This window comes from Enterobacter sp. DN (assembly GCF_046054285.1).
GTDB classification, from domain to species: domain Bacteria; phylum Pseudomonadota; class Gammaproteobacteria; order Enterobacterales; family Enterobacteriaceae; genus Enterobacter; species Enterobacter hormaechei_C.
On sequence record NZ_JBJJTG010000004.1, the window covers coordinates 59,310 to 83,686 of the forward strand.

Annotated in this window: 27 protein-coding genes; 17 read left to right on the forward strand and 10 right to left on the reverse strand. The window is 55.4% G+C overall.

The window, feature by feature from the left end; translation table 11 throughout:
• Positions 1-29: 29 nt before the first annotated feature.
• Positions 30-1,094, reverse strand: a complete 1,065-nt coding sequence (gene ulaG / locus ACJTMZ_RS11165; RefSeq protein WP_252010770.1) for an L-ascorbate 6-phosphate lactonase — start codon at positions 1,092-1,094, stop codon at positions 30-32.
• Between the two features lie 359 nt (positions 1,095-1,453).
• Here ulaG and ulaA point away from each other — a divergent pair, with 359 nt between their 5' ends.
• The 6 genes from ulaA to ACJTMZ_RS11195 are packed head-to-tail and all read left to right on the forward strand — an operon-like array spanning position 1,454 to position 5,861.
• On the forward strand, positions 1,454-2,854 hold the full coding sequence (gene ulaA / locus ACJTMZ_RS11170; RefSeq protein WP_015572475.1) for a PTS ascorbate transporter subunit IIC: 1,401 nt from the start codon (positions 1,454-1,456) through the stop codon (positions 2,852-2,854).
• 12 nt (positions 2,855-2,866) lie between these two features.
• Positions 2,867-3,172 carry a PTS ascorbate transporter subunit IIB gene (gene ulaB / locus ACJTMZ_RS11175; protein ID WP_003856022.1) on the forward strand — a complete coding sequence of 102 codons (306 nt, stop codon included), beginning with the start codon at positions 2,867-2,869 and terminating at the stop codon, positions 3,170-3,172.
• A gap of 9 nt (positions 3,173-3,181) precedes the next feature.
• Positions 3,182-3,649 (forward strand): PTS ascorbate transporter subunit IIA, encoded by a 468-nt coding sequence (ulaC, locus tag ACJTMZ_RS11180; RefSeq protein WP_252010771.1) that lies wholly within the window; start codon positions 3,182-3,184, stop codon positions 3,647-3,649.
• Positions 3,650-3,661: 12 nt separating this feature from the next.
• Positions 3,662-4,312 carry a 3-keto-L-gulonate-6-phosphate decarboxylase UlaD gene (ulaD, locus tag ACJTMZ_RS11185; protein ID WP_017694667.1) on the forward strand — a complete coding sequence of 217 codons (651 nt, stop codon included), beginning with the start codon at positions 3,662-3,664 and terminating at the stop codon, positions 4,310-4,312.
• Between the two features lie 9 nt (positions 4,313-4,321).
• On the forward strand, positions 4,322-5,182 hold the full coding sequence (locus ACJTMZ_RS11190; protein ID WP_252010772.1) for an L-ribulose-5-phosphate 3-epimerase: 861 nt from the start codon (positions 4,322-4,324) through the stop codon (positions 5,180-5,182).
• A complete protein-coding gene (locus ACJTMZ_RS11195) occupies positions 5,175-5,861 on the forward strand; it encodes an L-ribulose-5-phosphate 4-epimerase (RefSeq protein WP_047052614.1) in 687 nt (228 codons plus the stop codon). The genes ACJTMZ_RS11190 and ACJTMZ_RS11195 overlap by 8 nt, the downstream gene beginning before the upstream one ends.
• A gap of 135 nt (positions 5,862-5,996) precedes the next feature.
• Here the strand turns inward: ACJTMZ_RS11195 and yjfY are convergent, their stop codons facing one another.
• Positions 5,997-6,272: a DUF1471 family protein YjfY gene (gene yjfY, locus ACJTMZ_RS11200; protein ID WP_137042078.1), complete on the reverse strand. Its 276-nt coding sequence runs from the start codon at positions 6,270-6,272 to the stop codon at positions 5,997-5,999.
• 340 nt (positions 6,273-6,612) lie between these two features.
• Between yjfY and rpsF the strand changes: the two genes are divergently transcribed.
• The 5 genes from rpsF to ACJTMZ_RS11225 all read left to right on the forward strand — a co-directional run bounded on the left by rpsF (position 6,613) and on the right by ACJTMZ_RS11225 (position 9,134).
• Complete coding sequence (gene rpsF / locus ACJTMZ_RS11205) at positions 6,613-7,008, forward strand: 30S ribosomal protein S6 (protein WP_003856034.1); 396 nt, start codon at positions 6,613-6,615, stop codon at positions 7,006-7,008.
• 6 nt (positions 7,009-7,014) lie between these two features.
• Entirely contained in the window at positions 7,015-7,329 is a 315-nt protein-coding gene (priB, locus tag ACJTMZ_RS11210; protein WP_003856035.1) for a primosomal replication protein N, read from the forward strand.
• A gap of 4 nt (positions 7,330-7,333) precedes the next feature.
• A complete protein-coding gene (gene rpsR / locus ACJTMZ_RS11215; RefSeq protein ID WP_000135199.1) occupies positions 7,334-7,561 on the forward strand; it encodes a 30S ribosomal protein S18 in 228 nt (75 codons plus the stop codon).
• A gap of 41 nt (positions 7,562-7,602) precedes the next feature.
• Complete coding sequence (gene rplI, locus ACJTMZ_RS11220) at positions 7,603-8,052, forward strand: 50S ribosomal protein L9 (protein WP_006810372.1); 450 nt, start codon at positions 7,603-7,605, stop codon at positions 8,050-8,052.
• A gap of 152 nt (positions 8,053-8,204) precedes the next feature.
• Positions 8,205-9,134 (forward strand): EamA family transporter, encoded by a 930-nt coding sequence (locus ACJTMZ_RS11225; RefSeq protein WP_252010773.1) that lies wholly within the window; start codon positions 8,205-8,207, stop codon positions 9,132-9,134.
• Positions 9,135-9,180: 46 nt separating this feature from the next.
• Here ACJTMZ_RS11225 and ACJTMZ_RS11230 read toward each other — a convergent pair whose 3' ends face one another.
• Positions 9,181-9,819: an OapA family protein gene (locus ACJTMZ_RS11230; RefSeq protein ID WP_015572481.1), complete on the reverse strand. Its 639-nt coding sequence runs from the start codon at positions 9,817-9,819 to the stop codon at positions 9,181-9,183.
• A gap of 231 nt (positions 9,820-10,050) precedes the next feature.
• On the opposite strand from ACJTMZ_RS11230, the gene fklB reads away from it, so the two are divergent.
• Both fklB and cycA read left to right on the forward strand, forming a co-directional pair.
• Entirely contained in the window at positions 10,051-10,671 is a 621-nt protein-coding gene (gene fklB / locus ACJTMZ_RS11235) for an FKBP-type peptidyl-prolyl cis-trans isomerase (RefSeq protein WP_008502892.1), read from the forward strand.
• A 314-nt stretch (positions 10,672-10,985) separates the two neighbouring features.
• The gene (cycA, locus tag ACJTMZ_RS11240; protein ID WP_047364843.1) at positions 10,986-12,395 is read left to right on the forward strand and encodes a D-serine/D-alanine/glycine transporter; all 1,410 of its coding nucleotides are present in this window, start codon (positions 10,986-10,988) and stop codon (positions 12,393-12,395) included.
• A gap of 86 nt (positions 12,396-12,481) precedes the next feature.
• Here cycA and ytfE read toward each other — a convergent pair whose 3' ends face one another.
• Positions 12,482-13,144: an iron-sulfur cluster repair protein YtfE gene (gene ytfE, locus ACJTMZ_RS11245; RefSeq protein ID WP_015572484.1), complete on the reverse strand. Its 663-nt coding sequence runs from the start codon at positions 13,142-13,144 to the stop codon at positions 12,482-12,484.
• A 245-nt stretch (positions 13,145-13,389) separates the two neighbouring features.
• On the opposite strand from ytfE, the gene ACJTMZ_RS11250 reads away from it, so the two are divergent.
• Positions 13,390-15,039 (forward strand): methyl-accepting chemotaxis protein, encoded by a 1,650-nt coding sequence (locus ACJTMZ_RS11250; RefSeq protein WP_193042258.1) that lies wholly within the window; start codon positions 13,390-13,392, stop codon positions 15,037-15,039.
• A gap of 80 nt (positions 15,040-15,119) precedes the next feature.
• Here the strand turns inward: ACJTMZ_RS11250 and ACJTMZ_RS11255 are convergent, their stop codons facing one another.
• From ACJTMZ_RS11255 to ACJTMZ_RS11265, 3 genes are all read right to left on the reverse strand, one after another.
• Positions 15,120-16,085 (reverse strand): EamA family transporter, encoded by a 966-nt coding sequence (locus ACJTMZ_RS11255; protein WP_252010812.1) that lies wholly within the window; start codon positions 16,083-16,085, stop codon positions 15,120-15,122.
• A gap of 75 nt (positions 16,086-16,160) precedes the next feature.
• Positions 16,161-16,985 carry an AraC family transcriptional regulator gene (locus tag ACJTMZ_RS11260; RefSeq protein ID WP_017694662.1) on the reverse strand — a complete coding sequence of 275 codons (825 nt, stop codon included), beginning with the start codon at positions 16,983-16,985 and terminating at the stop codon, positions 16,161-16,163.
• Positions 16,986-17,066: 81 nt separating this feature from the next.
• Complete coding sequence (locus ACJTMZ_RS11265) at positions 17,067-17,915, reverse strand: SDR family oxidoreductase (RefSeq protein WP_017383937.1); 849 nt, start codon at positions 17,913-17,915, stop codon at positions 17,067-17,069.
• An 84-nt stretch (positions 17,916-17,999) separates the two neighbouring features.
• Here ACJTMZ_RS11265 and ACJTMZ_RS11270 point away from each other — a divergent pair, with 84 nt between their 5' ends.
• The gene (locus ACJTMZ_RS11270) at positions 18,000-18,386 is read left to right on the forward strand and encodes a helix-turn-helix domain-containing protein (RefSeq protein WP_045911364.1); all 387 of its coding nucleotides are present in this window, start codon (positions 18,000-18,002) and stop codon (positions 18,384-18,386) included.
• Between the two features lie 532 nt (positions 18,387-18,918).
• Here ACJTMZ_RS11270 and ACJTMZ_RS11275 read toward each other — a convergent pair.
• Complete coding sequence (locus ACJTMZ_RS11275) at positions 18,919-20,862, reverse strand: bifunctional 2',3'-cyclic-nucleotide 2'-phosphodiesterase/3'-nucleotidase (RefSeq protein WP_252010774.1); 1,944 nt, start codon at positions 20,860-20,862, stop codon at positions 18,919-18,921.
• A 190-nt stretch (positions 20,863-21,052) separates the two neighbouring features.
• Between ACJTMZ_RS11275 and cysQ the strand changes: the two genes are divergently transcribed.
• Positions 21,053-21,793, forward strand: coding sequence for a 3'(2'),5'-bisphosphate nucleotidase CysQ (gene cysQ / locus ACJTMZ_RS11280; protein WP_015572488.1), 741 nt, complete (start codon positions 21,053-21,055; stop codon positions 21,791-21,793).
• Here cysQ and ACJTMZ_RS11285 read toward each other — a convergent pair.
• Entirely contained in the window at positions 21,787-22,344 is a 558-nt protein-coding gene (locus tag ACJTMZ_RS11285) for a YtfJ family protein (RefSeq protein ID WP_017383934.1), read from the reverse strand. The two genes, cysQ and ACJTMZ_RS11285, sit on opposite strands and share 7 nt — an antisense overlap.
• Before the next feature lie 324 nt (positions 22,345-22,668).
• Here ACJTMZ_RS11285 and ACJTMZ_RS11290 point away from each other — a divergent pair, with 324 nt between their 5' ends.
• Positions 22,669-22,875 carry a DUF1107 domain-containing protein gene (locus ACJTMZ_RS11290; protein ID WP_003856054.1) on the forward strand — a complete coding sequence of 69 codons (207 nt, stop codon included), beginning with the start codon at positions 22,669-22,671 and terminating at the stop codon, positions 22,873-22,875.
• Between the two features lie 76 nt (positions 22,876-22,951).
• On the opposite strand, the gene ACJTMZ_RS11295 is transcribed toward ACJTMZ_RS11290, so the two are convergent.
• A complete protein-coding gene (locus tag ACJTMZ_RS11295) occupies positions 22,952-24,289 on the reverse strand; it encodes a CNNM domain-containing protein (protein ID WP_252010775.1) in 1,338 nt (445 codons plus the stop codon).
• Positions 24,290-24,377: the final 88 nt, after the last annotated feature.

Genomic DNA, 24,377 nt, shown 5'->3' on the forward strand with positions numbered 1-24,377 from the left:
ACGCAAGGTCTGGCGATTGGGTCTTAGAATCAGAGGAAGGATTTGAACGGCAGATCGGGTTCAATCGTAAAGCAATCATCGAACCCACGCGGGTAGTGGTACTCAAGATTGTCTTTATCCAGCGGCCAGGTGAACTTGCCGCCAACCTGCCAGATGAACGGCTTGAAGCCATACTTGAGGCGGTCTTTTTTCATCTCCCACAGGACGCGGATCTCTTGCGGATCGGCCTGGAAGTTTGACCAGATATCGTGGTGGAACGGGATCACCACTTTGGTGTTCAGCGCTTCGGCCATACGCAGCATGTCCGCGCTGGTCATTTTGTCGGTGATCCCGCGCGGGTTTTCACCGTAAGAGCCAAGCGCCACGTCAATCTGGTGCTCGTTACCGTGCTTCGCGTAGTAGTTGGAGTAGTGGGAGTCACCGCTGTGATACAGGGAACCGCCAGGCGTTTTGAACAGATAGTTCACCGCGCGCTCGTCCATCCCGTCTGGCAGTATGCCTGAGGCTTTCTGGTCGGCAGGCAGGGTGATCAGCGCGGTGCGGTCAAAGGCATCCAGCGCGTGAATTTCAATGTCTTTGATTTTCACCACGTCGCCTGGCTTCATCACGATGCAGCGCTCTTTTGGCACGCCCCAGCCAATCCACAAATCCACGCAGGTCTGCGGCCCGATAAACGGTACGTCGTCCGCGCAGTTTTGCATTACCGCTGCCGCCACGTTCACGTCGATATGATCGTTGTGATCGTGGGTAGAGAGTACGGCGTCGATCTGACGAATGGCAAAAGGATCAAGCACAAAAGGCGTGGTGCGCAGGTTCGGCTGGAGCTTTTCAACGCCGGCCATACGCTGCATCTGGTGGCCTTTTTTCATCAGTGGATTGCCGTGGCTCTGTTTGCCGGTGCCGCACCAGAAATCAACACAAATGTTGGCGCCGCCTTCTGATTTCAGCCAGATCCCGGTGCAGCCCAGCCACCACATCGCAAATGTGCCAGGAGCAACCTGTTCCTGCTCGATCTCTTCGTTCAGCCAGCTACCCCACTCCGGAAAGGTACTCAGAATCCATGATTCACGGGTGATGGTTTTCACTTTACTCATCGTTTGACTCCTGGTTTTAATCAAAAGTAATCATTCTGTGACTTCTTGTGATTAATGCTGGCACTGTTTGAATCGATTTGCAATGGTTGATTTGCGGAAAATTCCCCTCGCCACATCACAGAAAAAACATCATGACGTTGTTAAGATAACCGCTATAAATGATTAATATGTTGAAATTTAAGAATTTATTTATTGAATTAGATTGGTAGTGAAAATCATTACTAACACCATGGAAATAAATTGCGTGATCCGTCACAAATAATCAAATGCAATCTTGTGGTGATTATTTGTGATTAATAGAGTGATGACACCAACCACACAGGGATTGCCCCTCGTGTTCTCATTTTCTGGAGAGAGTTATGGAGATCCTCTACAACGTCTTTACCGTTTTCTTTAATCAGGTAATGACCAACGCCCCGCTGTTGCTGGGTATAGTGACGTGCCTGGGGTACATCCTGCTGCGCAAAAGCGTCAGCGTGATTATCAAAGGCACCATCAAAACCATCATTGGTTTTATGCTGTTGCAGGCGGGGTCTGGCATTCTGACCAGCACGTTTAAGCCGGTTGTTGCCAAAATGTCAGAGGTGTACGGCATTAACGGCGCCATCTCTGACACTTACGCGTCCATGATGGCCACCATCGATCGCATGGGAGATGCGTACAGCTGGGTTGGGTATGCGGTACTGCTCGCGCTGGCGCTGAACATCATTTACGTGCTCCTGCGCCGCATCACCGGTATTCGCACCATCATGCTCACCGGGCACATCATGTTCCAGCAGGCGGGGCTGATTGCGGTTTCTCTCTATATCTTCGGCTACCCAATGTGGACCACCGTCATCTGCACGGCAATACTGGTCTCGCTTTACTGGGGCATCACCTCCAACATGATGTATAAGCCAACGCAGGACGTTACGGACGGCTGCGGTTTCTCCATCGGTCACCAGCAGCAGTTCGCCTCCTGGATTGCTTACAAAGTTGCGCCGTACCTGGGCAAAAAAGAGGAGAGTGTTGAAGATCTCAAATTGCCAGGCTGGCTGAATATCTTCCACGACAACATTGTCTCCACGGCAATTGTGATGACCATCTTCTTCGGTGCCATCCTGCTCTCCTTTGGCATTGACGTGGTGCAGGCGATGGCGGGTAAAACCCACTGGACGGTCTATATCCTGCAAACCGGTTTCTCCTTCGCTGTTGCTATTTTCATCATCACCCAGGGCGTGCGTATGTTCGTCGCCGAACTGTCGGAAGCGTTTAACGGCATCTCCCAGCGCCTGATCCCTGGCGCGGTGCTGGCGATTGACTGTGCGGCTATCTATAGCTTTGCGCCAAACGCCGTCGTCTGGGGCTTTATGTGGGGCACCATCGGCCAGCTGATTGCGGTCGGCATCCTGGTGGGCTGTGGCTCCTCAATCCTGATTATTCCTGGCTTTATCCCGATGTTCTTCTCCAACGCCACTATCGGCGTGTTTGCTAACCACTTCGGCGGATGGCGCGCAGCGCTCAAGATCTGCCTGGTGATGGGCATGGTTGAAATTTTCGGGTGCGTGTGGGCGGTCAAGCTCACCGGCATGAGCGCCTGGATGGGCATGGCGGACTGGTCAATTCTGGCGCCGCCGATGATGCAGGGCTTTGCGTCCGTCGGGCTGGTCTTTATGGCCGTCATCATCCTGATTGCCCTGGCTTATATGTTCTTCGCTGGCCGTTCGCTGCGGGCTGAAGAAGATGCAGAAAAACAAACAGCAGAAGTGTCTGCTCATTAAGGAGTTTCGATTATGACCGTACGTATCCTGGCTGTGTGTGGCAATGGGCAAGGTAGCTCCATGATCATGAAGATGAAAGTGGACCAGTTTTTAACCCAGTCAAACATTGACCACACGGTGAACAGCTGCGCAGTGGGTGAATACAAAAGTGAACTGAACGGCGCGGACATCATCATCGCCTCAACGCACATTGCCGGCGAGATTAGCGTGTCGGGCAACAAATACGTGGTAGGCGTACGCAACATGCTGTCGCCTGCGGATTTCGGGCCAAAGCTGCTGGAAGTGATCAAAGAACACTTCCCACAAGACGTGAAGTAAGGATGCCACATGAAACTACGTGATTCGCTGGCAGAGAATAACTCCATCCTTTTACAGGCCGAAGCCAGCACCTGGCAGGAAGCGGTGAAGCTGAGCGTGGACCTGCTGGTTAAGGCGGACGTTGTCGAGCCGCGTTATTACCAGGCCATCCTGGATGGCGTGGCGCAGCACGGCCCCTATTTTGTGATTGCGCCGGGGCTGGCAATGCCGCATGGCCGTCCCGAAGAGGGCGTCAAGAAAACCGGTTTTGCGCTGGTGACGTTGAAAAAACCACTGGTGTTCAACCACGAAGATAACGACCCGGTCGACATTTTGATCACCATGGCGGCTGTCGATGCCAACACCCACCAGGAGGTGGGGATCATGCAGATCGTCAATCTGTTTGATGATGAAGCTAATTTTGACCGTTTACGCGCCTGTTGTACCGCGCAGGACGTGCTGGATTTAATTGATAACGCCACTGCGGCGGCCGTTTAAGAGGAATTGAAAATGTCATTACCAATGTTGCAGGTCGCGCTGGATAACCAGACTCTGTCTCATGCTTACGAAACCACCCGTCTGATTGCGGAAGAAGTGGACATCATCGAAGTCGGTACCATTCTGTGCGTGGGCGAAGGTGTTCGTGCGGTTCGTGACCTGAAGGCGCTATATCCGCATAAAATCGTGCTGGCGGATGCCAAAATCGCCGACGCGGGCAAAATCCTCTCTCGCATGTGCTTTGAAGCCAACGCCGACTGGGTCACCGTGATCTGCTGTGCGGATATTAACACCGCGAAAGGCGCGCTGGACGTGGCGAAAGAGTTCAACGGCGACGTGCAGATTGAACTGACTGGTTTCTGGACCTGGGAGCAGGCGCAGGAGTGGCGCGAAGCGGGTATCCAGCAGGTGGTTTATCACCGTAGCCGTGATGCGCAGGCCGCAGGCGTGGCGTGGGGCGAAGCCGATATCAGCGCGATCAAACGTCTGGCCGATATGGGCTTCAAAGTGACCGTCACCGGTGGCCTGGCGCTGGAGGATTTGCCGCTGTTCCAGGGTATCCCGATTCACGTCTTTATTGCCGGTCGTAGCATTCGTGATGCTGCGTCTCCGGTGGAAGCGGCGCGTCAGTTCAAACGCTCAATCGCTCAGCTTTGGGGTTAAGGAGCGGGTATGTTGTCAAAACAGGTCCCGCTTGGCATCTATGAAAAGGCACTCCCTGCGGGGGAGTGCTGGCTGGAGCGGTTACAGCTGGCGAAGCAGCTGGGTTTCGATTTTGTCGAAATGTCGGTGGATGAGACGGACGAGCGTCTTTCTCGCCTGGACTGGCGCTGCGAGCAGCGTCTGGCGCTGGTGAGCGCCATTGCCGAAACCGGCGTGCGCGTGCCATCCATGTGCCTGAGCGCTCATCGTCGTTTTCCGCTTGGCAGCGAAGATGATGCCGTACGCGCCGAAGGGCTGGAGATCATGCGTAAAGCCATTCGCTTTGCACAGGATGTTGGCATCCGCGTGATCCAACTGGCGGGTTACGATGTTTACTATCAGGAAGCCAACGATGAAACGCGCCGTCGTTTCCGGGAGGGCCTGAAAGAGAGCGTTGAGATGGCAAGCCGTGCGCAGGTGACGCTGGCGATGGAGATCATGGATTATCCGTTGATGAACTCCATCAGCAAGGCGCTGGGCTATGCGCACTATCTGAACAACCCCTGGTTCCAGCTTTATCCGGATATCGGCAACCTGTCGGCATGGGATAACGACGTACAGATGGAGCTTCAGGCGGGCATCGGGCATATCGTGGCGGTGCACGTTAAAGATACCCGTCCTGGCGTGTTTAAAAACGTACCGTTCGGCACCGGGGTGGTGGATTTCGAACGGTGCTTCCAGACGCTCAAACAGACAGGTTATTGCGGGCCTTACCTGATTGAGATGTGGAGCGAAACCGCGGACGACCCGGTGGCAGAAGTGGCGAAAGCCCGGGACTGGGTGCGCGAGCGCATGGCGCGGGCAGGGCTGCTGGAGGCGGAACATGCTTAAGCTGAAACAGCAGGTCTTTGAAGCCAATATGGATCTCCCGCGCTATGGACTGGTGACGTTTACCTGGGGCAACGTAAGCGCCATCGATCGCGAGCAGGGGCTGGTGGTGATTAAGCCGAGCGGCGTGGCCTATGACGCCATGAAAGTGGACGATATGGTGGTGGTTGACCTGGAAGGACGCGTCGTTGAAGGCAAATGGCGCCCTTCTTCAGATACGGCAACCCACCTGGCGCTGTACCAGCGTTACCCGTCTCTGGGTGGCGTTGTGCATACCCATTCCACGCACGCCACCGCCTGGGCACAGGCCGGGCTGGCGATCCCTGCTTTGGGTACGACGCACGCAGATTACTTCTTCGGCGATATTCCCTGCACGCGAGCGTTAACGCAGGCTGAGGTCGAAGGCGAGTACGAACTTAACACCGGCAGGGTCATTATCGAAACGCTGGGTGAGACGGAACCACTGCATACGCCGGGTATTGTGGTGTACCAGCATGGTCCGTTCTCCTGGGGTAAAGATGCGCATGACGCCGTGCATAACGCGGTGGTGATGGAAGAGGTGGCTCGAATGGCGTGGATTGCGCGCGGCATTAACCCACAGCTTCAGGGCATTGATGATTACCTGATGAACAAGCATTTCATGCGTAAGCACGGCCCGAATGCTTACTACGGGCAGAAGTGAATAAGTGCTCTGGAATACCGAAACAGTTGTAACCGGTGGTATTCCGGAGCCATTCATAAAAAAAGCCCCCGGGCAGGGGGCAAATTATATATGGCTTTGATTTTCGTTGGCTTTCCTGGTGCTAGCGATAAAGCGTTACTGGTAAATATCTGCACTGGCGTGCATATTACCGTTGCTGCCGGGCTCGCGTGTCAGCATGACGTGATAGTATTTTGCGCCCTGCGCATCGGTTTCTTCATTAAGCGCCTGATCTGCTTCACTTCCAGTGGCGAAGTTATGATTGATGTATATAACGCCTAAGCTCTGCACATCATCCATGTTTCTGGCCTGTTGGCTGTCTATTCTGATGGCTGCCATCGCGTTTGCACTGAGCAAAAGCGCAGCCAAAATGGCGATTGCGATTCTTTTCATGATATGCGCTCCACGACTGCGTGCTGTGATACGGGGTAATGTTCTCCTTCTCTGTTCAGTGTCTCTGATTAAAGTGTAATCGCTACCCGGGTTGCGATGGGTGACCATTTCTGATGGTGTTGTTCAAAAAAACAGCGCTTCTGATGAGTGCGATTTTAAATCACCCACTTAGAACAGCTTTACCCTTTGTGCGAATTATTTGTGCAATCAGCTTGAGTTTCCTGGGGGGCGCAAGTATTATGACGCGTCAATTTTTCAGCCGACCTTTAACACGTTCCTTGCCTCCCCGGGCCTCGGCTGACCCAGACAGGAGGCTGAATAATCCGTAAGGAGCAATTCGATGCGTCATTACGAAATCGTTTTTATGGTCCACCCTGACCAGAGCGAACAGGTTCCGGGCATGATCGAGCGTTACTCTGCTGCCATCACTGGTGCAGAAGGCACGATCCACCGTCTGGAAGACTGGGGCCGCCGTCAGCTGGCTTACCCGATCAACAAACTGCACAAAGCACACTACGTTCTGATGAACGTTGAAGCTCCGCAGGAAGTGATCGATGAGCTGGAAACTACCTTCCGCTTCAACGATGCCGTTATCCGCAGCATGGTTATGCGTACCAAACACGCAGTGACCGAAGCATCTCCGATGGTTAAAGCGAAAGACGAGCGCCGTGAGCGTCGCGATGATTTCGCAAACGAAACCGCAGATGATTCTGATGCTGGGGATTCTGAAGAGTAATTTCTGATGACCAACCGTCTGGTGTTGTCCGGCACCGTGTGCAGGACCCCCCTTCGAAAGGTCAGCCCATCAGGAATTCCGCATTGCCAGTTCGTGCTTGAGCATCGTTCTGTGCAAGAGGAAGCCGGGTTTCACCGGCAGGCGTGGTGCCAAATGCCCGTAATTATTAGCGGACACGAAAACCAGGCCATTACTCACAGTTTAACGGTCGGTAGCGCAGTAATCGTTCAGGGGTTCATTTCTTGCCACAAGGCAAAGAACGGCCTGAGCAAAATGGTTCTGCATGCCGAGCAGATTGATTTGATAGATTCTGGAGACTAGCCATATGGCACGTTATTTCCGTCGTCGCAAGTTCTGCCGTTTCACCGCGGAAGGCGTTCAAGAGATCGACTATAAAGATATCGCAACGCTGAAAAACTACATCACCGAAAGCGGTAAGATTGTCCCAAGCCGTATCACCGGTACTCGTGCAAAATATCAGCGTCAGCTGGCTCGCGCTATCAAACGCGCTCGCTACCTGTCTCTGCTGCCGTACACTGATCGTCATCAGTAATCGGGCACGGTCCATTAATACGACTTTAAGAGGATAAGGTAATGCAAGTTATTCTGCTTGATAAAGTAGCAAACCTGGGCAGCCTGGGTGATCAGGTAAACGTTAAAGCGGGTTACGCTCGTAACTTCCTGGTTCCACAGGGTAAAGCTGTTCCAGCTACTAAGAAAAACGTAGAGTTTTTCGAAGCACGTCGTGCTGAACTGGAAGCCAAACTGGCTGACGTTCTGGCGGCTGCTAACGCTCGCGCTGAAGCAATCAACGCACTGGGCACCGTTACTATCGCGTCTAAAGCTGGCGACGAAGGTAAACTGTTCGGTTCCATCGGTACCCGCGATATCGCTGATGCAGTTACTGCGGCAGGCGTTAAAGTGGCTAAGAGCGAAGTTCGTATGCCGAACGGCGTTCTGCGTACCACTGGTGAGCACGAAGTTGACTTCCAGGTTCACAGCGAAGTGTTCGCTAAACTGGTTGTTAACGTAGTAGCTGAGTAATTTTTTACTCTGCTCGCGTCGAAGCGCCGGCCTTGTGCCGGCGTTTTGCTTTTTAGCGTGACCCTGCATCATCTTTTGCTCTTGTAAGGTCGCTATTCCTGACGCATTCTCTGATAATAAATTGAAACGCAATTTTATTTATGAGATTTGTCATGGATACTGCTCTGCCCACGCCCGTCTTTGCCCGTCGAAATGTGGCCTATGCCTGCGCCACGCTCTGCTGTCTGCTTTGGGGAAGCTCGTACCCGGCCATTAAAAGTGGCTACGAACTCTTTCAGATCGCGACCGATGATATCCCCTCCAAAGTCGTCTTTGCCGGATACCGTTTTCTGTTTGCCGGCGCGTTGCTGCTGCTTTTTGCCCTGGCCCAGCGAAAACCGATTGGCAGGCTCACGCCCACGCAGTTTGGCCAGCTCACGATCCTCGGACTGACCCAGACCTCCCTCCAGTACACCTTCTTTTATATCGGCCTGGCCTACACGACCGGGGTGAACGGCTCCATCATGAATGCCACCGGGACCTTCTTCAGCGTGCTGCTGGCGCACTTTATCTACCACAACGACAAACTCAGCTATAACAAAACGCTGGGGTGTGTTCTGGGCTTTGCCGGGGTGATGCTGGTGAACTTCCACAGCGGGTTAAGTGAGTTCCAGTTTGTCTGGAAAGGTGACGGATTTGTGGTGCTGGCCGCCTTTATTCTCTCTGCGGCCACGCTTTACGGGAAACGCATTTCCCAGACCGTTGACCCGACGGTGATGACTGGCTGGCAGCTGGGGATAGGTGGGGCGGCACTGGTTGCGGGAGGCTATGCCATGGGCGGGACGCTGGAGGTGCACAGCATGAAAGCCGTCGCCGTGCTGGGGTATCTGACGCTGCTCTCATCCGTGGCGTTCGCCCTGTGGAGCGCGCTGCTGAAAGTAAACCGCGTGAGTATGATTGCCCCGTTCAACTTTGTCATACCTGTAGCAGGGACGGTGCTCTCGGCCATCTTCCTCGGCGAAAACATTCTGGACATCAAATACGCGATTGCGCTGGTGCTGGTCTGCTCGGGGATCTGGTGGGTGAATAAACGGCGTGCCTGAGAACACAAGTGCCGGGCGGCGGCTTCGCCTTACCCGGCCTGGGTCATTAACGTGCTCTGATGAAACTGCCGTCCGGCTGTCGGGTAAACAGTACCTGCTGCCCGTTTCCGGTATCGATCGTTAGCCCGGTCACCACCCCGCTGGCATTCTGGCGGATCTGCACCATCTGACCATTTTGCAGGTTGCTGAGCGGTTTGCCTGCCCCCTCGACTTGCGCCATGGCATACACATCCGTTGCTGGCAGATTGTGGTCGCGGAACAACTGGGCAAGAGTTTTCCCTGGCTCTACGCGATACGAACGCCACTGCTGCTCAATGCCGGTGGGCTGTTGCGCCTGTGGCTCTGAAGGGGCGGCGGCCTGCTCCTGATCTTCCTGAACAGGTTCAGGTTCAACCGGCGCAACCTGGCCCGGATCGTTAGACGGTGTGACCAGCTGCGTCTGCATCGGCTGTGAATCAGGCTGCGGCTGGCTTTGCGACTGGATATCCAGCTCTGCATTCCGGCTGACCGGCGCGGTATCAACGTTGTCACTGCCGGAAGGAAGCAGGAAGCCGATGACAATCAGCAACGCGCCGATAATAATGCCTCTGCGGTGCAAAGGCGGCAGCGGGTCCATGATGCGAAAGTTATCCGGCGCATGCCAGATTTTCGCCAGGGTAGGTTTCAGTTCAAATCGCCCGGGCATGGCTCTCCTCCTGCTCCGCGTCTTTTTATCCTGTCCTGAGAAGTGTAGTTTGCTAACTGCCTGATGGGCGTAACAAAGCCAGCTTTCGTGACATATATTAGGGAAAATCCTGACGGCTACTATTGTTTCCGTTTCGTCGCAGTTTGTCACCTTTACTTAAGACAAAGTTTTACCCATAAGGGCATGGCTGATATGCTGCCCGCTACTTTAAATGTGATGGAAGGAAAACCCATGACCACCCCGACTTTTGACACTATCGAAGCGCAGGCAAGCTACGGCATCGGCTTGCAGGTAGGACAGCAGCTGAGCGAATCCGGCCTGGAAGGTCTGTTACCGGAAGCGCTGGTGGCGGGTATCGCTGACGCGCTGGAAGGCAAGCAGCCCGCTGTGCCGGTTGACGTTGTGCACCGTGCGCTGCGTGAAATCCACGAACGTGCTGACGCCGTACGTCGCGCGCGTTTCGAAGAGATGGCGGCAGAAGGCGTGAAATATCTGGAAGAGAACCGTGAGCGTGAAGGCGTGAACAGCACCGAGTCCGGCTTGCAGTTCCGCGTAATCAATCAGGGCGATGGCGCAATCCCGGCGCGTACCGACCACGTTCGCGTACACTACACCGGTAAGCTGATCGACGGTACCGTGTTCGACAGCTCCGTCGCGCGTGGCGAACCGGCTGAGTTCCCGGTCAACGGCGTTATCGCAGGCTGGATCGAAGCCCTGACCCTGATGCCAGTAGGTTCCAAATGGGAACTGACTATCCCGCACAACCTGGCTTACGGCGAGCGTGGCGCTGGCGCGTCCATTCCGCCATTCAGCACCCTGGTGTTTGAAGTCGAGCTGCTGGAAATCCTGTAATCGGTTTTTCTTATTTTCCTCTCTCCGATCGGGGAGAGGAAAATAGCGATAAAACCCGGAGTTACGACGGAATCAACATTTTGTATTGCAAACGAAACTGTTACGTGTATTTTTGTGAGCTGTTTCGCGCTGTATGAGTGATATGACACTCACTTTCAACATATTATTAACATAATATTCAAATCATAGTATTCATCCCGCCGATTCTTACCTACTATCGATTAGTCCTTACACAGGGGCCGTCATTTATTTGGCGTAAATAAAGGCCAGAAGAGCCTTAACAACACAGACAGGCATAAACAGGAAAATATCACATGGTAGATCAGGTCAAAGTCGCCGCCGCAGAAGAGGCGACGTCTGAACAGTCGCTACGGCGAAATCTCACGAACCGTCACATTCAGCTTATTGCCATTGGCGGAGCCATCGGCACCGGGCTGTTTATGGGCTCGGGCAAAACCATCAGTCTTGCCGGCCCGTCGATCATCTTCGTTTATATGATCATCGGTTTTATGCTCTTTTTCGTGATGCGTGCAATGGGTGAATTGCTGCTCTCGAATCTCGAATACAAATCCTTCAGCGACTTCGCGTCAGACCTGCTCGGCCCGTGGGCGGGCTATTTTACCGGCTGGACCTACTGGTTCTGCTGGGTGGTTACCGGCATGGCGGATGTTGTCGCTATTACGGCCTACGCCCAATTCTGGTTCCCCGGCCTGTCGGACTGGGTGGCTTCGCTGGCGGTGATTGTTCTGCTGCTGAGCCTGAACCTCGCCACCGTTAAAATGTTCGGTGAGATGGAGTTCTGGTTCGCGATGATCAAAATCGTCGCCATCATCGCGCTGATTGTCGTCGGGCTGGTGATGGTGCTGACGCACTTCCAGTCGCCAACCGGCGTACAGGCCTCGTTTGCCCATCTGTGGAATGACGGCGGCTGGTTCCCGAAAGGTATCAGCGGCTTCTTTGCCGGCTTCCAGATTGCGGTGTTTGCGTTTGTCGGGATTGAGCTGGTCGGTACCACGGCGGCGGAAACCAAAGATCCGGAGAAATCCCTGCCGCGCGCGATCAACTCCATTCCGCTGCGTATCATCATGTTCTACGTGTTCGCGCTGATCGTCATTATGTCCGTGACGCCATGGAGCTCGGTGGTGCCAACCAAGAGCCCGTTCGTCGAGCTGTTCGTGCTGGTGGGGCTGCCTGCTGCCGCGAGCCTGATTAACTTCGTGGTGCTGACCTCTGCGGCCTCTTCCGCGAACAGCGGCGTCTTCTCCACCAGCCGTATGCTGTTCGGTCTGGCGCAGGAGGGCGTTGCTCCGGGCGCCTTTGCCAAACTGTCTAAACGCGCGGTACCGGCGAAAGGGCTGACCTTCTCCTGCATCTGTCTGCTGGGTGGTGTGGTGATGCTCTACGTCAACCCGAGCGTAATCGGCGCGTTCACCATGATCACTACGGTGTCGGCGATCCTGTTTATGTTCGTCTGGACCATCATCCTCTGCTCGTACCTGGTGTACCGCAAGCAGCGTCCACACCTGCATGAGAAGTCGATCTACAAGATGCCGCTGGGCAAGCTGATGTGCTGGGTGTGCATGGCGTTCTTCGTCTTCGTGCTGGTGCTGCTGACGCTGGAAGAAGATACCCGACAGGCGCTGATGGTCACGCCGCTGTGGTTTATCGCGCTGGGGCTTGGCTGGCTGTTTATCGGTAAGAAACGTATGGCGGGCATGCGCTAAGCATGTTGCCGGGTGGCGCTGACGCTTACCCGGCCTACGTTCGCGGATGTTGTAGGCCCGGTAAGCGCTAGCGCCACCGGGCTTTTTTATTTACCCGATAATGCACGCGGGAACAGAACGTTATTCTCAAGACTAATGTGTTCCATCAGGTCGTCGATCATCTCGTTAATGCCGTTGTACATGGCTTTCCAGGTGGTGCACGCTTCTGGCGGCGGTGTGACGTTGTTGGTGGTGTGTTTGATCACTTCCAGCAGTTCGCCGGCGTCATCATGTTCGCTTTCCATCACACTGATGGGCCCCATTGCCTGGCTGCCCATGCCCTGTTTGATCATCGGGAAGAGGATCTGCTCCTCTTTCATCATGTGGCTGGAAAGTTCTTCGTGCAGCATGGTCAGGTATTTCGCCAGGCCGCGCGGTACGGAAGGTTTATCGGCATGAACGCGTTCAACTTTGGTCGCCTGTAAAATCAGCTCCGGCAGCTGCTCGCGGTGACGGTCGTGGTAACGCACAATGATGTGGTCGATGATTTCAGCCAGCGGCGCGGTGCGCCAGTCTTTGTCGACGGGCTGTTCAGCCAGCTGAGCCAGCTCCGCTTCGATAGCCTCCACATCCAGCTCTTTACGCGACGCTGCGCGCGCCAGCGTTTGCTTACCACCGCAGCAGTAATCCATATCGTATTTACGGAACAGCGCAGAAGCGCGAGGGATGGAGAGCGCCAGCTCGCCTAAGGGTTGGTCGCGGAAGGCCATAGCAGTTACCTCATCATCAGAAATATAAGATGCATTTTAAATGCATCTTTAGGTGGATACTATAACCCTTTAGAGGCAAGGGTGAAAATGAGAAGGGGATCACAAAAAAAGCGTGCTTTTAACTTGCTGATTGAATGCAGAAAAGGGCTTTCGAAAGTTTTTAAAGGTGGAGAAACAGTAAACAACCTGCCGCGCGTGCCGATAGATACAGGTCAGACAATACCTGTATATAAAAAAGGCAACGCATGTTTAAACGTATAAAAGTCATTACTCTTTTGATTTCGGTGCTGCTTGTGCTCGGCATCATGCAGCTGATCTCCGCTGGCATTTTCATTAATGCGCTCAATAACGATAAAGAGAACTTCACCGTTTCTCAGCTTTCCAGCCAGAACGTCGCGGAGTTTACCGACGCCTGGATCAGCCTGAACCAGGCGCGCGTCACCCTCAACCGCGGCATGCTGCGCCTGCAAAGCAGCATGGCGTCGCAGATTAACGGCGGGCAGCTGAACGAGCTGGTCAATACCGCGAAAAACCTGCTGGCCGATGCCCAGACCCATTACGATAAATACTACGCGCTGCCGGAAACGCCGGGTATGGACGAGCACCTGGCCGATCGTCTGGAAGAGCAGTACCGCGTCTACTCCGCCACGCTGACGCAAATGAACGTTCTGCTGGGGCAGGGCAATCTGGAAGATATGTTCAAACAAAATGCCGAACAGAAGCAGACCGCGATGCAAAAGGTTTATCGCGAGTGGCGTGAGGCGCAGGCCGCGCTGACCGCCAAAGGGATCCGGGACAATGAAAGCGACTACAAACGCATTCTGTGGATCCTCTCTGCGGTGATGCTGCTGGTGATCGCGGTGATTATTTCCAGCTGGGTTGCGATGCGCCGCGTGCTGCTGCTGCCGCTGGAAGAGGTGATCAACCATATCCGCGCCATTGCCGCAGGGGATTTAACCCAGCCGATTCAGGCTGAGGGTAAAAATGAAATGGCGACCCTGGCGCGCAACGTTCAGGAGATGCAGACTGCGCTGGCCAACACGGTGGGCGTGGTGCGTGAAGGCGCAGATACCATCTACACCGGCGCGGGTGAAATCTCGGCGGGCAGCAACGATCTCTCCTCTCGTACCGAGCAACAGGCCGCTTCTCTGGAAGAGACGGCAGCCAGCATGGAACAGTTAACCGCCACCGTGAAGCAAAACGCCGATAACGCGCGTCAGGCGTCGCGTCTGGCGCTGGACGCCTCCTCCACCGCGAAGAAGGGCGGTAACGTGGTCGAGGGCGTTGTGCGCACCATGGACGAAATCGCCACCAGTTCCAGCAAAATCGCGCAAATTACTAACGTGATCGACGGCATTGCTTTCCAGACCAATATTCTGGCGCTGAACGCGGCGGTAGAAGCGGCGCGCGCGGGCGAGCAGGGACGTGGCTTCGCGGTTGTCGCGGGCGAGGTGCGTACCCTTGCCCAGCGCAGCGCGCAGGCGGCGAAAGAGATCAAAGCGCTGATCGATGATTCCGGCGAACGCGTCAACGCGGGTTCTCAGCTGGTAAATGAAGCGGGCGCGACGATGGCGGAGATCGTCAATGCGGTTACGCGCGTGACGGACATCATGGGTGAGATTGCGTCGGCCTCCGACGAACAGAGCCGCGGTATCGACCAGGTGGGTCAGGCGGTGGCGGAGATGGATCGCGTCACCCAGCAGAACGCCTCGCTGGTGGAAGAGTCTGCGGCGGCAGCGGCGGCGCTGGAAGATCAGGCTGCACGCCTGAACGACGCGGTGGCGGTGTTTAAGATCACCCGCAACCAGGCGGTGAAAGCCGCGCCGGTAAAGACCTATGCACCTAAAGCGCAGCCCGTCGCGGCGGCGTCTGAAGCGAACTGGGAAACGTTCTGATACTGTGCCGGGTGGCGCTGACGCTTACCCGGCCTACGGTTTTGTAGGCCCTGCAAGCGAAGTGCCGCTGGGCGAAAAGCTCACCCCTCCGACGCCGGAACGACCCTCGGTTTTTCCGGCTTCGCTCTCACCGCAATCACCACCCCAACGACCAGCAGCGCGATCCCGCAGGCCGTTAGCAGCGGCGGCACGCTCTGACGCATCAGGAAGGTATAGAACAGCCCTGCCAGTGTCTCAAAGACAATCAGCGGCCCCAGTATCACCGTCGGCAGCTTCTGGCTGGCAATGTTCCAGCACAGCGCGCCCACCCACGAACAGAGTACGGCAATGGTGACCATTAACCCGATGAATATCCACGGGCGCGGTCCGAAGGGCAGGGTAAATGCCGGTTGCTGGCTACCCAGCCAGACACACGCGCCCACATAGCCCAGCAACGAGACAGGGAGGGTGACCAGCGCCTGCGCCGTCGCCCACATCATCGGATGTTTATCCGGGTTTTCCCGCAGCCAGCGTGCGTTGCGCAGGGCATACCAGGCCCAACAGACAACCGAGATAAACGCCAGAAAGATCCCTGAACCGTAACGCCACAAGCTGAAGTTTTCAAGGCCGTGGCGAAGCTCGGCAATATTCACGCACACCAGCCCCACAGCGATGCAGACCAGAGCGGGCGCCATTTTTGACCACGCCAGTTTGCCGTCACGCTGGCTGTAAAGCAGGTTCGCGAAAACCGGGATGACCACCGGCAGCGTGCCGATAATCATGGTGGACACCGGCGCACCGGTGCGCTGAATGGCGCTCGCCAGACAGACGTAGTAGATCAGATTACCCATCATGGTCAGCGCCAGCGCGGTGAGCCAGTCCTTGCGGCCCAGCTGACGCAGACGCGCGCGCCCCAGCCACGCCAGCGGCACGGCAATCAGCCCCAGCGCCAGGTAACGTCCGGTCGACTGCAAAATTGCCGGGTACTCCGGCACAATCAGCGGGCCGACAAAAATCAGCCCCCACATCAAACCCGCAAGCAGGGCATACAACACGCCGCTAATCATTTTTCCATCCATCTTGATTCACTTTGCGATCAGTGTAGGAGGGCAAAACGCGCGCGTATTGTATGAGGTTGCGCATTAGCGCGGCATAACCTGTTTCTGGTAGCGCACGGGCGTGATGCCGTAGCGACGGGTGAAGGCGCGGGTTAAATGCGACTGATCGGTCAGCCCGGTCGCGGCGGCCACCTCGGCGGCAGGCATGCCGTGGGTGAGGAATGCTTTTGCGCGCCACAGGCGGATGGCCATCAGCATCTGGTGGGGCGTAACGTGGAAATGGGCTTTGAACTGGCGCTGAAAATGGTACGGGCTGAGCGAGACAACGTTAGCCAGCTCGTCCAGGGTCAGCGAGCGCATATAGTTGTCGTGCAGATAGTCGCGAACGCGTTCGAAGCGGTGCGCGGCCTCCTGCACCACCGGCGCATGATGGGCCAGTGGCTGAAAAGTCTGAATCAAATCCAGTAGCAGCCCCTTCTGCGCCAGCGGATCGTTGGTGTGCCACAGGCCGTAAATTAACCGGCCAATCTGCTGCGAGCGCAAAGGGTCGTGGCGCGTGACGTCATTAAACCACCAGTGACGCAGGCCGGTGACCTCTTCCAGCAGGTCGGGTTCGATGTAGACCATCCGGTAGCGCCAGCCGCCTTCGGTGGCGGATTCCCCTGTGTGGATCTCGTCCGGGTTCATGGTCACGACGGATTTTTCCGCGGCAAGATGCTGGGTACCGCGATAGCGGAAGCGTTCGGCACCGGTTTCGATGGTGCCGATACCGAAGGCTTCATGAGTGTGAGGCTCAAAGGCGTAGTCAGAGATATGGGCGTGATAAAGCTCCAGGCCCGGCAGCTGCGCCAGATGGCGAAAGCGCGCGCTGTCTCTCTCATCAGTGAACTGTTCCGGTACGCCTTGCACGGTGAGCCTCCTTGTGGGTCATCGCTTCATTATCAGAGATGACCCGAGGGGATGCTACAAAAAATAACCAATTTTTAACAACTACAGGATGGCTTTGACGCTTTCCGCCAGCGATGTGGTTGGGCGGCCGATCAGTTTGCTCAGGGTACGGCTGTCGTCGAACAGGCCGCCTTTGGACGCGCCGGTATCGGAATCCGCCAGCATCTCCGCCAGCCCGGCAGGCAGACCAACGCCCTTCAGCGCAGCGGCGAAATCGGCTTCGCTGAGGTTCTGATACGTTACCGGCTTACCGCTCTGCTTGCTCAGCTCGGCAGCCAGTTCGCTCAGCGTCCAGGCATTATCACCCGCCAGTTCATACACCTTACCGGCATGCCCCTCTTCAGAAATCACTTTCGCTGCCGCCGCCGCGTAATCCGCACGGGTCGCAGAGGCAATTTTGCCTTCGCCTGCGGCACCCATAAATACGCCGTGTTCCAGCGCTGGCGGCGCGCTTGCCAGGTAGTTTTCGGTGTACCAGCCGTTGCGCAGCAGGGCGTAAGGCACGCCGGAGGCCGCCAGGGCATTTTCGGTTTCGACGTGCTCAACGTGCAGACCCAGCGGAGATTTGTCAGCATGCAGCAGGCTGGTATAGGCGATGAATTTCACCCCGGCGGCTTTGGCGGCGTTTATCACGTTCTGGTGCTGTACGGCACGCTGGCCCACTTCGCTGGAGGAGATGAGCAGCAGTTTATCCACGCCGTTCAGCGCGGTGGTAAATGCGGCTTCATCGGTGTAATCCGCCTGACGCACAACGACCCCTTGCTGACGCAACGCTTCGGCTTTCGCCGGGTTACGCACAATAGCCACGATCTGGCTGGCCGGAACGGTTTTCAGCAGTTCTTCAATAACGTGTTGGCCAAGCTGGCCGGTTGCGCCGGTAATCGCGATCATGATGAATCTCCTTCGTGTTTGTCTGGTGTTGTGGCACACTATCACCATAACTAACTTTTAGTAAGTACGCACAAAAAGGTAAGTATGAAAACAACAATACCAACGCTCAGCGAGCAAATGCGCGATGGCAACCTCTTTGCGGAACAGTGCCCGTCACGGGAGGTGCTCAAACACGTAACCAGCCGCTGGGGCGTGCTGATCCTGGTGGCGTTACGTCAGGGGACGCATCGCTTCAGCGATCTGCGCCGCAAGATGGGCGGCGTCAGCGAGAAGATGCTGGCTCAGTCTTTACAGGCGCTGGAACATGACGGGTTTGTCGATCGCGTGTCGTATCCGGTCGTGCCGCCGCATGTGGAGTATAGCCTGACGCCGCTGGGGCGGGAGGTGAGCGAGAAGGTGGCTGCGCTGGCCGACTGGATTGAGGTTAATACACCGCAGGTGCTGGCGAATAGGGACGAGCGTGCGGCGTAAACGCCGGGTATGTGCGGCCTGATGCCCTCGCCCTGACCCTCTCCCACGGGGCTGAGGGTTCCCCACAAAATAATGCCTGCACAGACGGCCCCCTCTCCCTTGAGGGAGAGGGCTGGGGTGAGGGGGAACATACGGCTCTGGTGGTCATTCCGTTCACGTTATGTTCCTTGCTACTCTGTCACGACATGAGCGGTGAACGTGCCAGGGTGGCTCAGTCGCCACCACCCTGGCGACCCGGGCTTCCGGCGGAAAATCGCCGCTTCGCGGTGCCTTCGGCTCATTCCTTCCGGCTTATCGGGGACGGGCGGAGGTAACATCCCTGTAAAGCCCGCCCTCTCGGCGCATCCCTGCGCCTCGCCCCGGCCTACAGGAAACGCCTCAGCGATTTACAGCCGGACCGAGGCATCGCTGAAAGCCCTCAGTTATTCTGAGGCAACGTTATCGCTTTTGCTTTCAAATTACTGGGGAACCTTCAGCCCACGGGGAGAGGGAACAAACACCAAAAACGGCAACGAGCGTTGCCGTTTTGCTTTTACCTGCTCAAATCCACCTGATAAATCGCGAACCCAATATCATCCGTCGCGACCTTTTGCATCGGATACTGCGCCTTATCCTTGATAAACGCGGCTGCTTTATCGGACGGAGATGTCTCAAAGCGAATATCCAGCTTCGTGTCGCTGTGGATCGGCGCCAGACGCCAGTTGTTATCCACCGCCGGATGAATTTCACCCGTCTTTTTCGACTCCGCGCTGATCCACGCCGCCAGCACCGAACGGTTCTCATCCGGCGAGGCAAAGGCGATGTGGCTGTCACCCGTACCGGCAAACTTACCGCCATAGGCGCGGTAGTTGTTAGTCACCACCAGGAAAGTGGCATTCGGATCAATCGCTTTGCCGTTGAAGGTCAGGTTTTTGATGCGTTCTGCCTGCGGATTAATGGCCTGACATTCGCCGTCATATTTCGCGGGCTGGGTAACGTCAATCTGATATTCCACGCCGTCGATCACGTCGAAGTTGTAGGTGCGGAAACCGTCCCAGTTAATCAGTGACTGCGGTTTGCTGTTGTGCGGATCGATCTGATTGAACTGCCCGGCAGAGCACTCCAGCCACTCCTTCACCTCTTTCCCGGTGGCTTTCACCACCACGAGGGTGTTGGGATAGAGGTAGAGATCGGCGGCATTACGGAAGGTCAGCTGGCCTTTCTCCACCTCAACGTAGCTGGCCGGATCGTTCTTACGTCCGCCCACTTTGAATGGCGCCGCGGCAGACAGTACCGGCAGATTTGCCAGATCCGGATCGCCCTGAATATAGTGCTCCGCATAGGCTTTCTGCGCCATGTTGACTACCTGCACGGTCGGGTCATCCTGTACCAGCGCGAGGAAGCTGTACATGTTATCAGCGGATTTACCGATCGGCTTGCTGACAAATTCACGCGTCGCGTCGTGGTCATGCTTCAGGACGTCGACCAGCTTTTTATCTTCCCCTGCCAGAGATTTTTTGGCCGCTGCGTCGTAGATCGGACGCGCTTCCGCTTTCGACTGCGTGACTTTCCAGCTTCCGCTGTCGTTATTCAGCACCAGATCCACCACGCCAAGGTGGTCGCCCCACATGCCCGGCATTACCGATGGCACACCGTTGAGCGTCCCTTTTTCGATGTCCGCGCCTTTGATAGCAACGAAATCTTTGCCCGGGAAGACGGCGTGGGCGTGACCAAACAGGATCGCATCCACGCCCGGCACCTGGCTGAGATAGTACACGGAATTCTCAGCCATCACCTGATACGGGTCGGCCGAGAGGCCAGAGTGCGCCACGACGACGACCACATCCGCCCCTTTCGCCCGCATCTCCGGCACGTATTTGCGCGCGGTTTCGGTAATGTCGTTGACGGTCACTTTCCCGTCGAGGTTGGCTTTATCCCACGTCATGATCTGCGGCGGCACAAAACCGATATAGCCGATTTTCAGCGTCTGTTTTTTACCGTCCTGGTCGAAAACCTCGGTCTCTTTAATCAGATAAGGGGTGAAGAGCGGCTTCTTCGTCATAACGTCGATGATATTGGCGTTAACGTACGGGAATTTCGCTCCTGCCAGCGCGTCGTGCAGGTATTTCAGGCCGTAGTTAAATTCGTGGTTGCCCAGGTTGCCGACGGCATAGTCCAGCGTATTCATTGCCTTATAAACAGGATGGATCTCGCCTTTTTTCAGCCCCTTCACCGCCATGTAGTCGCCGAGCGGGCTGCCCTGAATTAAGTCCCCGTTATCGACCAGCACGCTGTTTTTCACTTCACCGCGGGCGGCGTTGATCAAACTTGCCGTGCGTACCAGTCCGAATTTTTCCGTAGGGGTATCTTTGTAGTAATCGAAGTCCATCATATTGCTGTGCAGATCGGTGGTTTCCAGAATACGGAGATCCACCGTCGCTGCCTGAACGCTTGCCGCAATCAGCGTTGCCAGGAGCGTTGCGCTAAACTTAATCATCTGAGGAGTCCTTTTTTCGATCCAAGCCACAAAAGAATATGTATGTAGTATTTGTTGCTTACAGAAGTGTGAATGCTGCCAGAAAAAAGGGCGCTGAAACCAGAATTGCTTCACAGATAGCGGAATTGTTCACATTACGATATAACTAAAACAATAAGTTATGCCCACTGCGTTAACGAAGAGGTGGAGAATGTTAGATAAAATTTGTCAGCTCGCACGGGATGCGGGTGATGCCATTATGCAGGTGTACGACGGTGCGAAACCGATGGATGTTGTCAGCAAAGCGGATGACTCCCCGGTGACGGCGGCGGATATCGCGGCGCATGCGGTGATCCTGAAAGGTTTGCAGGCCCTGACGCCGGATATTCCGGTCCTTTCTGAAGAAGCGCCCCAGAGCTGGGATGAACGTCAGCACTGGCAGCGTTACTGGCTTGTCGACCCGCTGGACGGCACGAAAGAGTTTATCAAGCGTAACGGTGAATTCACCGTCAACATCGCCCTGATTGAAAAAGGAAAAGCGGTGCTTGGCGTGGTTTACGCCCCGGTGATGAAAGTAATGTACAGCGCGGCGGAAGGTAAAGCCTGGAAGGAAGAGTGCGGCGTGCGTAAGCAGATCCAGGTGCGTGATGCTCGTCCTCCGCTGGTGGTGATCAGCCGCTCGCACAGTGACAGCGAGCTGGAGGAGTATCTGCAACAGCTGGGTGAACACCAGACGACGTCGATTGGCTCGTCGCTGAAGTTCTGTCTGGTGGCGGAAGGGCAGGCGCAGCTGTACCCCCGTTTCGGGCCGACGAACGTCTGGGATACGGCGGCAGGGCATGCGGTGGCGGCGGCGGCTGGCGCGCATGTGCATGACTGGCAGGGTAAGCCACTGGACTACACCCCGCGCGAGTCATTCCTGAATCCGGGCTTCCGGGTATCACTTTACTGAGTCAGTAGCTTATGCAGCAGGGCAACCACCTGCTGCACCTCATCCTGCGTCAGCGCGCCGTCTTTAACCCACTGTACGCGACCGTTTTTGTCCAGCACGACAATCGCTGAACTCTCTTCTTCCAGCTGCCACGCCTTACGCGTCACGCCGTTGCTGTCGACAATAAACTGCGACCAGGGATAGAGCTTCTTATTGCTCTCAAGGCTTGAGCGTACAAACATCCCGGAGCCGGGAATCGCGTCGTCGGTGTTCACGATGGTGGTGGTCTGGTAGCGATCGTGCGGGAGTTTTGCGGCTTTGATCGCTTCCACGAGGGTGGCATTTTTCTCTTTAGCGGATGTACGTCCGGCAATATGTTGTACAACTCTCACTTTGCCCGCAAGCTGCGCGCTATTCCAGGCTTTATAGCTAAACTTATCATTGTCGAGAATCAATTCTCCCCGGTCAGCAATGCCGACCGGCGGGACACGTTGTCCTTTTTCAATGTTGTGTGCGGAAGCCATCAGCGGCAGCAACAGGCAAGCTGCTGCCAGGAGGTTACGTAGGGTCATGGTGTTTCCTTATTGTTAGCAGGTGATCCGACCACTTGGTCATGCGCTTTTAATCATAAGTGCGATCAATCGGCTTTTCCCGCAATCCCGATGCCAGTTTGCGGGCGAACGCACATATCCATGTAAAAACGACGGCATATACTGCGCTGTATCACGCTTTGCAAAGATTATTCTGAATAATTGTAATCAAACGGTAAATAAACTTATGCACACTGGGTAAGTACGAGGTTCTGGTCTATAGTCATTGGGCATCAAAATTTGCGCTCAGGACAGTCGGGCCGATTGTGGCACCGCAAGAGCGTATGATTCGCAGGAGATACAAGAATGAAAATTTTCCAACGCTACAACCCGCTTCAGGTGGCGAAGTACGTGAAGATCCTGTTCCGTGGACGGTTGTACATCAAGGATGTTGGCGCTTTTGAGTTCGATAAGGGCAAAATCCTTATCCCAAAAGTGAAGGACAAACAGCACTTGTCTGTGATGTCCGAAGTCAACCGTCAGGTTATGCGTCTGCAAACTGAGATGGCTTAACCAACGTGCTATGCAGTAGTAGTTAAAAAGACGGCTCCCGATGGGAGCCGTTGATGTTTGTGGGGCATACAAAGGATTACGCCGACACCTTCTCTTCGGCATCCGGCAGTTTCGGCACCAGCACGGTCGGTTTGCTATCAATACGCGTTACCAGCAGCTGGTCGATGCGGTAGTTATCAATATCCACCACTTCAAACTTGAAGCCGGAGAACTTCACCGAGTCGGTGCGTTTCGGGATTTTACGCAGCATAAACATCATAAAGCCGCCGATGGTCTCGTAGTTGCCTGACTGCGGGAACTCGTCGATGTCGAGTACGCGCATGACGTCTTCAATCGGCGTACCGCCATCGATGAGCCATGAGTTCTCATCACGCTGCACAATTTGCTCTTCCAGCCCCTGGCCGACCAGGTCGCCCATCAGGGTCGTCATAACGTCGTTGAGGGTGATAATGCCCACCACCAGCGCGTATTCGTTCATGATCACCGCGAAGTCTTCCCCGGCGGTTTTGAAACTTTCCAGCGCTTCGGAGAGCGTCAGGGTGTCCGGCACTATCAGGGTGTTGCGGATCTGCACGCCGCTGTTCAGCGCCAGGCTCTGGTTTGCCAGCACGCGGTTCAGCAGGTCTTTGGAGTCCACATAGCCGATGATATGGTCGATATCTTCGTTACAGACCAGGAACTTGGAGTGCGGATGCTGCGCCACTTTGGTCTTCAGGCTCTGCTCGTCTTCATGCAGATCGAACCAGATGATGTTTTCACGGCCGGTCATGGAGGACGGCACGGTACGGGATTCCAGTTCGAAAACGTTCTCAATCAGCTCGTGCTCCTGCTTACGCAGCACGCCTGCCAGCGCCCCGGCTTCCACCACCGCATAAATATCGTCGGAGGTGATGTCGTCTTTACGCACCATCGGCAGCTTGAAGATGCGGAAAATGACGTTCGCCAGGCCGTTAAAGAACCACACCAGCGGACGGAAGACATACAGGCAGAAGCGCATCGGGTTGATGATACGCAAAGCCACAGCTTCTGGCGCAATCATACCGATGCGTTTCGGGGTCAGGTCCGCGAATAAAATGAACAAGCCGGTGACCAGGGAGAAGGAGAGGATGAAGCTCAACTGCTCGGCCAGCTCTACGGACATGTACTTAACAAAGAGGCTATAAAACGCCGGAGAAAACGCTGCATCGCCCACGATACCGCCAAGGATGGCGACCGCGTTCAGGCCAATCTGCACCACGGTAAAGAACATGCCGGGGTTTTCCTGCATTTTCAGAATGCGTGTTGCGTTGATGTTGCCCTCGTCAGCAAGCAGCTTCAGTTTGATTTTACGGGAGGCAGCCAGCGAGATCTCCGATATTGAGAAAAATGCACTGACGGCAATAAGACAAAGTATTACTAAAATACTGTTTAACATAGTTTATCCGGCTTCTCGCCAGATCCTCAGAAGGGGAGTTGATACCATTCGTGTGAAGACACATTGAACTCAGCTCGTAGCGTTGAGC